General features: G+C 39.9%; 11 protein-coding genes. 10 read left to right on the top strand and 1 reads right to left on the bottom strand.

Annotation, left to right across the window (positions count from 1 at the left end; genetic code table 11):
• The first annotated feature begins 193 nt into the window (after positions 1-193).
• The 10 genes from FKZ43_RS11160 to mazG all read left to right on the top strand — a co-directional run bounded on the left by FKZ43_RS11160 (position 194) and on the right by mazG (position 10,679).
• Complete coding sequence (locus FKZ43_RS11160; RefSeq protein ID WP_140945975.1) at positions 194-1,231, top strand: proline iminopeptidase-family hydrolase; 1,038 nt, start codon at positions 194-196, stop codon at positions 1,229-1,231.
• Between the two features lies 1 nt (position 1,232).
• A complete protein-coding gene (locus tag FKZ43_RS11155) occupies positions 1,233-2,741 on the top strand; it encodes an N-acetylmuramoyl-L-alanine amidase family protein (protein WP_140945974.1) in 1,509 nt (502 codons plus the stop codon).
• Positions 2,719-3,294, top strand: a complete 576-nt coding sequence (locus FKZ43_RS11150) for a hypothetical protein (protein ID WP_140945973.1) — start codon at positions 2,719-2,721, stop codon at positions 3,292-3,294. Before FKZ43_RS11155 ends, FKZ43_RS11150 begins: the two co-directional genes overlap by 23 nt.
• 19 nt (positions 3,295-3,313) lie before the next feature.
• Positions 3,314-4,537 (top strand): 3-hydroxyacyl-CoA dehydrogenase, encoded by a 1,224-nt coding sequence (locus tag FKZ43_RS11145; RefSeq protein WP_181180361.1) that lies wholly within the window; start codon positions 3,314-3,316, stop codon positions 4,535-4,537.
• Positions 4,538-4,540: 3 nt separating this feature from the next.
• The gene (locus FKZ43_RS11140; protein WP_140945971.1) at positions 4,541-5,566 is read left to right on the top strand and encodes a zinc-dependent alcohol dehydrogenase; all 1,026 of its coding nucleotides are present in this window, start codon (positions 4,541-4,543) and stop codon (positions 5,564-5,566) included.
• A gap of 18 nt (positions 5,567-5,584) precedes the next feature.
• Complete coding sequence (locus FKZ43_RS11135; RefSeq protein ID WP_140945970.1) at positions 5,585-7,573, top strand: ATP-dependent helicase; 1,989 nt, start codon at positions 5,585-5,587, stop codon at positions 7,571-7,573.
• An 86-nt stretch (positions 7,574-7,659) separates the two neighbouring features.
• On the top strand, positions 7,660-7,920 hold the full coding sequence (locus FKZ43_RS11130; protein WP_140945969.1) for a hypothetical protein: 261 nt from the start codon (positions 7,660-7,662) through the stop codon (positions 7,918-7,920).
• Positions 7,921-7,949: 29 nt separating this feature from the next.
• Complete coding sequence (locus FKZ43_RS11125) at positions 7,950-8,741, top strand: LysM peptidoglycan-binding domain-containing protein (RefSeq protein WP_140945968.1); 792 nt, start codon at positions 7,950-7,952, stop codon at positions 8,739-8,741.
• A gap of 158 nt (positions 8,742-8,899) precedes the next feature.
• Positions 8,900-9,925 carry a PhoH family protein gene (locus tag FKZ43_RS11120; RefSeq protein ID WP_140945967.1) on the top strand — a complete coding sequence of 342 codons (1,026 nt, stop codon included), beginning with the start codon at positions 8,900-8,902 and terminating at the stop codon, positions 9,923-9,925.
• Positions 9,909-10,679 carry a nucleoside triphosphate pyrophosphohydrolase gene (gene mazG / locus FKZ43_RS11115; protein WP_140945966.1) on the top strand — a complete coding sequence of 257 codons (771 nt, stop codon included), beginning with the start codon at positions 9,909-9,911 and terminating at the stop codon, positions 10,677-10,679. Before FKZ43_RS11120 ends, mazG begins: the two co-directional genes overlap by 17 nt.
• A gap of 4 nt (positions 10,680-10,683) precedes the next feature.
• Here the strand turns inward: mazG and FKZ43_RS11110 are convergent.
• The coding region (locus FKZ43_RS11110; RefSeq protein ID WP_140945965.1) for an ATP-binding protein at positions 10,684-11,375 on the bottom strand (692 nt) is incomplete at its 5' end.

Genomic DNA, 11,375 nt, shown 5'->3' with positions numbered 1-11,375 from the left:
GAGCGGGACATATCTTTATACACTCAAGTTTGGAAACTTTGAAAAGACAAAGAAAATGCTTCTTTTGAAGTAAATATAAACGGGCGGGCTTTTAAGCCCGCCTTTTTTATTTTGAAAAGGGGATGGGGATTTATCCAACTTGATAGTTGATTTGATATTTGGTAAATTATTTAAAAAGCATAAGGAGTTTGCTATGAGATCATCTGTGTTGATTTTGCTATTTTTGATTTTTTTGCTCTCTTGTTCACAGCGTGAAAAAATTCCATCATTGAGGGAATATTTCAACTATGGTGAGGAAGGTGTTAAGACAGGTGGCATCAAATTGATCCCGATTGAAACTCCAAAGGGTATCTTTAAAGTTTGGACGAAAAGGTTTGGGAATAACCCGAGGATAAAGGTCTTGCTTTTGCACGGTGGTCCGGGATCAACGCATGAGTATTGGGAATGCGTTGAGAGTTTCTTCCCGAAAGAGGGGATAGAGTTTATTTACTATGATCAGCTTGGCTCTTGGTATTCCGACCAACCGGATGACAGTTCACTTTGGACGACGGAAAGATTTGTTGAGGAGGTTGAACAGGTAAGAAAGGCGCTTGGGTTGAACAAAGATAATTTTTATCTGCTTGGACATTCGTGGGGTGGGATACTTGCTATGGAGTATGCGCTCAAGTATCAGGACAATCTTAAAGCTTTGATAATTTCAAATATGATGTCAAGTTGCCCAGAGTATGATAGATATGCAGAGGAAGTTTTGTCAAAAGATATACCTGAGGATGTTTTGAAGCAGATTCGTGAGTTTGAAGCGAAGGGCGATTACAAAAATCCAAAGTATATGGATTTACTCTTGAAATATTACTATGTCAAGCATGTTTTGAGGATTCCTCTTGAGCAGTGGCCAGACCCTGTTAATAGGGCTTTTTCTCATACGAATGAAAAAATTTATGTTTTGATGCAAGGTCCGAGCGAGTTTGGAATTTCAGGTCGGCTTGAAAAATGGGATAGATCAAAGGAACTTGGAAAGATTAAAGTTCCAACTCTTGTCATTGGCGCAAGATATGACACGATGGACCCAGAGCATATGAGATGGATGGCAACGCAGGTTCAAAACGGGAGTTTTCTCTTTTGTCCAAATGGAAGTCATATGTGTATGTATGATGACCAGGAGACATATTTTAATGGGCTTATAAGGTTTATAAAAGAAGTTGACGCCGGAAAGAAAAAAGTTGAGTTTTAAATTGAAGGGCAGGTTAAAATACATCGTTTTGACTTTGTTTATTTTTAGGATTTTAAATGCTGATACCTTCAAAGTCAAGATAAACGACGAGGTTAAGCTTATTCCTGCTTTTCGTGAAGCGAGGGCACTTTATATATCGCTTCCGGATTTGCTTGAAGTTTTAAGGGTTGATTATCTTCTTGATAGCGTTGACCTTTGGATGATTTTTAATATCTCGGGATATAATTTTAAACTTGTTTCTGAAAACCCGTTTATAGTTGTATCTTCTCAGGGTGAAGTTAAGGTTTTTCAGCTTCCGCTTGATGTAATCTCTGGCGCAGGGAAAATTTTTGTTCCTGTTAAGTATTTTTCTATGATTTTTGCTCGTTATTTTCGGGGTGAGTTTGAATTTGATGAGAGAAACAATTTGATCTCGGTGAGGTTGAAGGGGTCGGAAGTTAAATTGACAAAACCTGATTTTGATATTTATGATGCTAAGCTTGATAAACGAAGCAATGGTTATCTTTTGAGGTTTTTCACCTGGAGAAAAATTAAAGATTATGAAGTTTGGCTCGGGCGGAACAATTGGCTTTACATTACAATTCCAAGGGTAAGGGTTGATATTTCTCAAATAAAGAAGTTGGCTTCGTCAAAGCTTGTAAGTCAAGTTGAAATTATACACCATGCTCAATCGGTTCAGATATCGTTAAAGCTTGTGCCAAAGGTAAAACATTATGAAGTGATATCTGGGGGAGGCAGTGATGATATTCTTATAGCACTTTATGTTGATGAGTTGAACTCACGGCTTGAGGATGTTAAGAAAAAATTTCTTCTTGATGTGGTTGTGATAGACCCAGGTCATGGTGGGAAGGACCCCGGCGCCATCGGTGTGTATGGGACGCAAGAGAAAGATATAACTCTATCGGTTGCGAAAAAGTTGAAAACGTTGATTGAAAAGCTTGGTGTTAAAGTTGTGATGACAAGAGAAAGTGATGAGTTTGTTGAGCTTTACAGGCGTGGTCAAATAGCCAATGAAAACGGCGGGAAGTTATTTATAAGTTTGCATTGTAATTCAATGCCTTATAAACCGCACAGTGCTTCTGGTTTTGAAGTTTATATCCTACGCCCAGGCAAGACAGAGGAAGCCATAAGGATTGCGGAAAGGGAAAATGCTGTGATAAAGCTTGAGGAGAATTATGAGGAGAGGTATAAAAATTTGACTGATGAAAGTTATATTTTGACAGCGATGGCTCACAATGTTTATGTAAAAAAGAGTGAGCGATTTGCTGAGATTTTAAACGAGGAAGCGCGCAATAGACTTGGTGTCAAAGTCAATGGCGTAAGTCAAGCTGGTTTTTATGTCCTTGTGGGAGCTTCAATGCCTAGCGTTCTTATTGAGATGGCTTATCTTTCAAATCCGTATGACGAACGGTATCTGCGAAGCGAGACGAAACAATGGGAATTAGCGCGAATAATTTTCAATGCCGTTAAGAAATTTAAGGAAGAATATGAAGCGTCAATTGTGGATTAAATATCTTGTGATTTTTCTGTTCTTATTTTCAAGTTTTGAGGTCAATTGTGGAGTTAAAGAAGCGTTAAGATTTGCTCGCGAGGGGATTGAAAAGGCGGTTGAGATCGCTCCGAAGGTAAAGAAAAGGAAAAGCTTTGACAGCAGAAATTATTATCCCGGTAAGATAGAGATTTTTTATAAGGTCTCGGTTAAGAGGGATTCAACGGAGGAGATTCACATTAAATCAACTGGTTATTCCGATGTTGATAAAGCGACGATTGAAGTGAGGTTATCAAGAATTGATGTTGTTAAGTCGCTTGAGGATGCGCTTTTGACAGCCTGGGGTATGGTGATGAAAAAGGGTTTTATAAAGTCGGGGAAGAAAACGGAGAAAATTGAAACGCGCATTGGTGATTTCATGGTTGAGATTAATGTTAAGTTTGAGGGGTCGGAGCAAGCGCAGATTAGGTTTGCGAAGATAAAGATAAAAGTTAACAGTTTGAAGGATGAGTTTGAAAATGGGACGATTCAGGCGATAAGAAGATATAGGGTTTCTGATGAAAGTTTCATTTAAAAACAAAAGAGAGAATAAAATGAACACAGTTGGCGTAGTCGGAGCTGGACGCATGGGCAGTGGAATAGCTCAAGTTATGGCTCAGACAGGTTATGATGTTATACTTTTTGATATATCAAACGATACGCTTCAGGTTGCGCTTGAAAACATAAAAAGACATCTGCAAAAAGGAGTTGAAGTTGGGACGATCAAAAAGGAACAATTGCAGAATGTATTAACGAGAATTCACCCGACGACAAAGTTAAAGCATTTTATAACCGCTGACATTGTCTTTGAGGCGGTGGTTGAGGACATTGATGTTAAAAGAAAGATTTTTAAGGAGCTTGACGATAGGTGTCCTCATTCAACTATACTTGCGACTAACACATCTTCATTATCGGTTACGAAAATCGCTTCAGCTACTGAAAATCCTTATCGTGTCATAGGGACACATTTTTTCAATCCGCCGTATGTTCTTAAACTTGTTGAAGTTGTCAGAGCTCAGCATACATCTGAGGAAGTCATTGAGAATGTCGTTAATTTTTTAAAGGGGATCGGGCATACTCCAATAGTCGTGAAGGATTCACCTGGTTTCATTGTGAATAGAATATCAAGGCATTTTTATCTTGAGCCGTTGAGAGCATATGAAATTGGTCTTGCTGGGATTGAGGAAATTGACTCTGCTTTTAAATTTTTTGGGCTTGAGATGGGACCTTTTGAGGTGATTGATTATGTTGGTGTTGATGTGAATTACATTGTTTCTCGTTCAATTTATGAGAGGTTTAATTATGAGGAGAGGTTTAGACCCGTTTATTTTCAGGCGCAGCTTGTTGATGCTGGTTTCTTGGGGCGTAAGACGAACGGTGGATTTTATGAATATATCGGAGGAGGGAAGAAGGTTCGGGAGTTTTTGAAGAGAGGAAAGATTAGTTATAAATTTGGTAAGAAATTTTTAAACCTTGCGGATAGGATTTGCTCAAAATTGAGAGTTCAAAGCGATAGTTTGAGCAACGAGCAGAAAATAGTTGTTGCCTTGACTTTTTCTATGATTATAAATGAAGCATATAATGCCTTAATGGAGGGTCTTGCGAGTGAAGATGATATAAATTTGGCATTTCGCCTTGTCCGTTTCCCTGCAGGACCTTTTGAACTTGCAAGTCAAATAGGTTTGAGAAATTTGGTTAGTTTTCTTAATCTTGCTATGGATGAATTTTTAAGTGAAAGGTATAGACCATCACTTCTTTTGGTAAAAAAGGCGATTTAAAAAATGTTGGCAGCTTTTCTTACGGACATAGGGAAAATAGAGATAAAGGAAAGTCAAATACCCGAGCCATCAAATGGTGAGGTTATTGTTCAGGTCAAATCCGCTCTCACATGTGGGACTGATTTGAAGATGTATCTTCGCGGTCATCCGAAATTTAATTTTCCGATGCTTTTCGGTCACGAATGTTCTGGCGTGATTTATAGAGCGGGCTCGGGGGTGAAAAATTTTAAAGAGGGCGATGAGGTTATGTTTGTAAATTCAGCATCATGTGGTCAATGTTATTATTGTAGGCGTGGTGATGAAAATCTTTGTGTCAATTTATTTGATAGCATTTTCTTAGGTGCTTATTCTGAGTTTGCCAAGGTTCCAGCCCGAATTGTTCAGAGGAATATGTTTTTAAAACCGAAGCATCTTTCTTTTACTCAGTCGGCTTTTCTTGAGCCATTGTCTTGCGTTATGAATGGGATAAGAAATTTAAATGCAAAGGAGGGTGACAATGTTCTTGTCATTGGGGATGGTCCGATTGGATTGATGTTTGTTCTTGCGGTAAAAAAATTTTTCAATGTTAATTTAATACTTGCTGGAAGGCATGCTCAACGGCTTGAGCTTGGTGTCAAGTTTGGCGCTGATCACATCATCAATACAAATGAGGTTGATCTGCGTGTTTGGGCAAGGGAGATAACTAATGGGATTGGACCAAATTTGGTGATTGAATGCACAGGGAGGGCAGATGTTTGGGAGGAGTCCCTTGAAATTGTGTCAAAGGGTGGCTTGGTTTTGTTATTCGGCGGTTTGCCAGCTGGAACGAAGGTAGGTTTTGATGCAACAAAAATACATTATGATCAAATCGTTTTGAGGGGAGTTTTCCATTTCACATCAAAAGATGTGAGGATGGCTTATGATTTTTTAAGCGGTAATTCAGAGAGGTTAAATGAGCTTATCTCTGGTAAATATGAGCTCTTGGAACTCCCAAGGGTTTTTGAGCTTTTGACTTTAAGGCAGGGGATTAAGTATGAAATCGTCCCTTAAAATTTAAACTCGGCTCAAATGGAGAAGAAAAGATACATATTGAAGCGGGAGATTTTTGAGGAGCACAGCGTAAAGCCGTCAAAGATAAGATATCAAGATGAGTTAAACCCGGCTCAATATGAGGCGGTTATGACACTTGACGGTCCTGTGCTTGTGATAGCTGGGGCTGGAACTGGGAAGACGAGAACTATAACATACAGGGTTGCGCGACTTGTTGAGATAGGTGTCAATCCGGAGTCAATACTTCTTTTGACATTCACGAGGAAAGCAGCGCAGGAGATGTTAAGCAGGGCTTCAATCCTTCTTGATGCCAGGTGCGATAGGGTCTCGGGTGGAACGTTTCATTCCTTTGCGAATTTGACATTGAGAAAATACGCTCAACTTTTAAAGTATGATAATTCTTTCACGATCCTTGATCAAGGTGATGCGGAAGATGTGATAAATTTGTTGAGGACGCAGGAGGGTTATGATAGGGCAAAGGTTAGGTTTCCAAGAAAGCAAACACTATACGAGATTTACAGCAAAAGTATAAACACTGAAACTCCTATTGAAGAAATCGTCTTGAACGAATTTCCGCATTACTACGAGCAAGTTGATGACATAGTTAAGCTGTTTAGGATTTACAACACTTACAAAGCCAGACATAACTTGATGGATTATGATGACCTTTTGCTTAACTTGAAGCGTTTGCTTGAGGAATTTGGCGATGTGAGGAAGAAACTCGCAAATCAATACAAGTATATCATGATTGATGAATATCAGGACACGAACAAACTTCAGGCGGATATAGTTAGGTTGCTTGGGATGGAGCACGGGAATGTGATGGCTGTTGGGGATGATTCGCAGAGTATTTATGCTTTTCGTGGGGCTAATTTCAGGAACATAATGGATTTCCCGAAAGATTTTCCGGGGACGAAAATTATAAAACTTGAGGAAAATTACAGAAGCACGCAGCCGATTTTAAATCTTGCCAATGAGATAATTGACAGGGCGAGGGAAAAATATACGAAGGTTCTCTACACGAGGAAACCAGGTGGCGAGTTGCCAGTAATAGTTATAGCACCGAGCGAGAACCATCAATCAAAATTCGTGGTTCAAAAAGTCCTTGAACTTAGAGAGGAAGGGATACCGTTAAATCAAATCGCTGTGCTTTTTAGGGCAAGCTATCTTTCCTTTGATCTTGAAATTGAACTTGCAAAGGCGAATATACCATTTGTTAAGTTTGGGGGGTTTAAGTTTATTGAAACTGCCCATATCAAGGACATAGTTGCACATCTAAGGGTCATACTTAATCCGAACGATGTAATTTCTTGGCATAGGATTTTGCTTTTACTTGATGGTGTTGGTCCGAGGACAGCTCAGAAAGTTATTGAGGATATAACCTCAGGAAAGTTAAATATAAAGACGAACCATAAATTTTGGCTTGAGTTCAAGGGTTATCCAGAAAGTGTCGCTCAACTTTTCAAACTTCTTTACACGATTTATCCCGATGATGTTTCTGTTTCTGAGAAAACAGAAATAATTTTGCGTTATTATGAACCTATAATGAGGGAAAAGTATGATGATTATGAGCGCAGGAGGAAGGACCTTGAGATATTTGAGAATATAGCTTCAAGGTATGATTCGCTTGAGGAGTTTTTGACGGACCTTGCTATTGAGCCACCGAATGAGAGCATTGCTGAGATTGTTCCTCCTGGCACTGACGATGAGTATCTTGTCCTTTCAACAATTCATTCGGCGAAGGGGCTTGAGTGGAACACTGTTTTCATAATTCACGCTCTTGATGGTATTTTTCCGTCTTCACATTCAGCCAGGAACGATGATGAGATGGAAGAGGAAAGACGTTTGATGTATGTTGCTTGCACAAGGGCGAAGGAACATCTTTTCATTTGTTATCCGGTTGGGATATATGATTCACGCAGTGGCTTTGTCTTGACAAAACCGTCAAGGTTTATATCTGATTTACCCGATGGTCTCGTTGAGTATTGGGTTATAGAGGAGGAGTAGTATTAGATTTCTGATGTTTTGCACTTGACAAATAAGTTATTTTTTGTTATATTTCACTTGAATTAAAAAAAATTGGAGAAGGTTAAATGCCGAGGAAAATAATTTCATTGTTTTTGCTGTTTTCGTTTGTTATTTTATTTGTCGGTTGTACTAAATATGCAAAGCAAGAGGAGATTCAGCAACTTAACAATTTGAAGGCTGAGGTTGAACAGCTTGAAAAAGAGATCAAGGCAAAGGAACAGGAGAAAGCGTCTTTACAAAATGAGATATCACAGAGGGATCAGAAGCTGAAAGAGTTGCAATCTGAGAAGGAAAAAGTCCAACAGCGTCTCCAACAGCTGAAGTAAGTTTTAGTCAAATAAAAATGGAGCGAGAGATGAAAAGAAATTTAATTTTAATTTTTTCGTTTTTGATTTTTGTCTCATCAATTTTTGCTCAGGAAGTCAAGATGAAATATGAGGACTGGCAGAGGGAGATGGCTTCTTGGACAGCAAAAAGAGATGAGTTGAGAGGGAGGCTTGACGCATTAAATAGTGAGATTGACGCTTTGAAGAAACAGCTGGCTGATAAGGATGCTCAAATAAAGCAGGTTCAGGATGATATTTACGCTCTTGTTGGGACGACCCCAGAGGGAGTAAACGAATACAGGCAAAAAGTTGCCGATTTTGAGAGAAGGTTAAATGAGCTTTCGCGACTTTCAAATGAGGAACTTTATGAGAGAAGGGCTGAGGTTGAAAATTTGTATAATGATTATCAAGCTTTGAAATCAGATAAAAGAGTTGCGCTTTCAGAGTTTTATGACAAGGTGATGGGTTTTGAATCACAAGTGAATAATTTGATCAATACTGTTAAAGCACTTGTGAAGACGAAAGAGGGTCAGGTAGTTGTGGCGGAGGCGATTGTGAAAGAGACAACTTATACGGTTGGGACCTGGAAGAAGGATCGTGATTGTCTTTGGAATATAGCTAAAAAGCCGACAATTTACGATAATCCTTTCTTGTGGCCAAAGATTTGGATTGCGAACAGGGACAAGATAAAAGACCCAGATTTGATTTACCCGGGCTGGGTTTTGAAAATTCCGCCGAAGGCGGAACTTTCAAAGGAGGAGAGGAGAGCAGCTAATTCTTACTATCGCAAAAAAGCTGAAAAAGCAGCTGGTGGTATGTAAAGTGAGGTCATTTTTGTTGATATCTACCCCTGGAGCTGTTTCTTGTGACGGCATCCAGGGGTTTTTGTTTTTAAGTTGGAACTATTTGGGGATTTTTTAGTTTAAGTTTTTTAGAAAAACTAAAACAAAAATCAGGAGGAGACGAGATAACGAAAGTTATGGTAGAAAGGAAACTGAAGCTTTCAGGCGTCAATACGCTTGCACTTCTTGGCTATAACGATGTCAATCTTCACATAATTGAAAAGAAATTTGATGCGGGGATAATCGTCAGGGGGGATAATCTGATTTTGAGAGGGGAAAAGGATGAGGTTGAAAAAGTTGAGCGTGTTTTTAAGGAGCTTATTTTTATTTTGAACAGGAACGGGCATTTAACGGAAAACGATGTTAACATAGTGATTGACCTTGTTAAGCTTGACAGTGAGGACAACACAAGTCACAGAAGAAAAAGACATGTTGATGACCTTGATTCAATTATACTTTTCACAAAAAATGGCGCTATAAAGGCGAAAACTCCCGGGCAGATGGAATATGTTCGTCAGGTTAGAAAAAACGACATAGTTTTCGTTATAGGTCCTGCTGGCACAGGGAAGACGTATCTTGCGGTTGCGATGGCTGTGGCGAGTTTGAAAAATAATGAGGTTAGTAAAATCGTGCTTTGCAGACCGGCTGTTGAAGCTGGAGAAAATCTTGGATTTTTGCCAGGCGATTTAAGGGAGAAAATAGACCCATACCTTAGACCACTTTACGACGCTCTTGACGATATGTTGCCGTCTGATAAACTGAAGGCGTATTTTGATAAAAGGATAATTGAAATAATTCCGCTTGCCTATATGCGCGGTAGGACATTAAGCAATGCTTTCGTCATTCTTGATGAGGCTCAAAATGCGACGAGTTTACAAATGAAGATGTTTTTAACGCGACTTGGTGTGAATTCAAAGGCGATTATAACCGGGGATATAACGCAGATAGATTTACCTTCAAGGACGGTGTCAGGGCTTGTTGAGATACAGGACATTTTAAAAGGGATTGAGGGGATTGCCTTTGTTTATCTTGATAAAAATGATGTTGTGAGACACCGGCTAGTAAAGGATATAATTGAGGCGTATGATAAGTATAATGCTATGAATGGGAAGACAAACGAAAAGAAAAATCAGGAGAACGAACAGAATGAACAAAAACAATGAGTTGTTTTCCAGCTTTGTTGAGGTTGTGAAAAAGCTTCGTAAAGAATGCCCTTGGGATAGAGAACAGACGCATAAATCAATCAGACACAATTTAATTGAAGAGGCATACGAAACTGTTGAAGCTATAGACAATGATGATTTTGAAGAGTTGAAAAGGGAACTCGGTGATTTGCTTTTGCATATCGTGATGCATTCGGTAATGGCTGAAGAAGAAGGCAAGTTTAACCTGGATGATGTAATTGAGGGGATAAAAGAGAAGTTGATTTATAGGCATCCCCATGTCTTTGGGAATTTAAGGGTTGAATCGGCAAAGGAAGTTAAGCATAATTGGGAGAAATTGAAGCAAGTTGAAAATAATAGAAACTCGGTGATTTCGGGGATACCGAAGGGATTGCCAGCGCTGATAAAAGCATATAGAGTTCAAGAGAAAGCGTCAAATGTCGGATTTGATTGGAAAAATGTTGAGGATGTTTGGAAGAAAGTTGAGGAAGAGATTTCCGAGTTGAAAAAAGTTATTTCTGAGGGAAGGTCCGAAAAAATTGAGGAAGAAATTGGTGATTTGCTTTTTGCGATCGTGAATTATTCAAGGTTTTTGAAAGTGAATCCAGAAAGTGCACTTAACAAGGCGATTGACAAGTTCATCAGGCGTTTTCAATATATAGAAAGCGAGCTCAGGGCTCGCGGTAAAGATGTTTATTCATCAAATCTTTCTGAGATGGATGAGCTTTGGGAGAAGGCGAAGAGGTTTGAGTGATTTACTATTGCCCTTCCTGTAAATATGCTGGCTTCGGGAACACTATTTTAATTGGCTGTCGGAAGATGGCATGACTTAAGACAAGTTCACCTTTCTCCAAGCGCGTGATATTTGCTTTCACGGCGGGGTCAAGGAAGCGGTAATGGACTGCTGCTAATTCTGCCGAGCCACTTCGCCCGATGACGGTGGTGGAGCAGTTTCCAGCGACCCTTTCGTGGACGGCGCTCATGAATTGCTCGGCACCGAACAAGACCACACCGAGAGAACGCCCTCGTTCTGCGATATCCAGAACTTGCTCAATGATTGGCGATTCCTTCTCTCGCGGTGGAGCATACTTATTCAACTCGTCCACGAAGATGATGACCTTTTCGGGCAAATCCTCACGCTCGCTTCCTTCCTCGGCGTAAAGTGAATAGATTGTCCGCAGGATATCGCCGAAGACCAATGTTTGCTCATCGTCAGTTAGCTTGGCGATGTCCACGACTATGACCTCGCCACCTCGGATTTTGGCGATTTCCTCGCTGATGCTTTTGATGCCTTTTGCCCGTTGGCTGACGAAAATTCCACTCTGGCGGGTCTCAACGACGCGCCGTAAGATTCGGCGGAAACGACCGACAGTGATAGGCTGAACTTCACCAACTTTCTGGTTTTGTCCCGTGTTAGGGTCAACAAGTGGTGGTCCATAAAGCAAGGAAT

The organism is Candidatus Thermokryptus mobilis (assembly GCF_900070205.1).
Taxonomy (GTDB): Bacteria; Bacteroidota; Ignavibacteria; order Kryptoniales; family Kryptoniaceae; genus Kryptonium; species Kryptonium mobile.
Note: the sequence above shows the minus strand (reverse complement) of the source record. Positions and strands in the feature narration are given on the sequence as shown.

Coding starts and splice junctions, on each gene's coding strand:
- FKZ43_RS11130 (WP_140945969.1), top strand. CDS start 7,660: ATGCCGAGGAAAATAATTTCATTGTTTTTGCTGTTTTCGTTTGTTATT.
- FKZ43_RS11140 (WP_140945971.1), top strand. CDS start 4,541: ATGTTGGCAGCTTTTCTTACGGACATAGGGAAAATAGAGATAAAGGAA.
- FKZ43_RS11135 (WP_140945970.1), top strand. CDS start 5,585: ATGGAGAAGAAAAGATACATATTGAAGCGGGAGATTTTTGAGGAGCAC.
- FKZ43_RS11150 (WP_140945973.1), top strand. CDS start 2,719: ATGAAGCGTCAATTGTGGATTAAATATCTTGTGATTTTTCTGTTCTTA.
- mazG (WP_140945966.1), top strand. CDS start 9,909: ATGAACAAAAACAATGAGTTGTTTTCCAGCTTTGTTGAGGTTGTGAAA.
- FKZ43_RS11125 (WP_140945968.1), top strand. CDS start 7,950: ATGAAAAGAAATTTAATTTTAATTTTTTCGTTTTTGATTTTTGTCTCA.
- FKZ43_RS11120 (WP_140945967.1), top strand. CDS start 8,900: ATGGTAGAAAGGAAACTGAAGCTTTCAGGCGTCAATACGCTTGCACTT.
- FKZ43_RS11145 (WP_181180361.1), top strand. CDS start 3,314: ATGAACACAGTTGGCGTAGTCGGAGCTGGACGCATGGGCAGTGGAATA.
- FKZ43_RS11160 (WP_140945975.1), top strand. CDS start 194: ATGAGATCATCTGTGTTGATTTTGCTATTTTTGATTTTTTTGCTCTCT.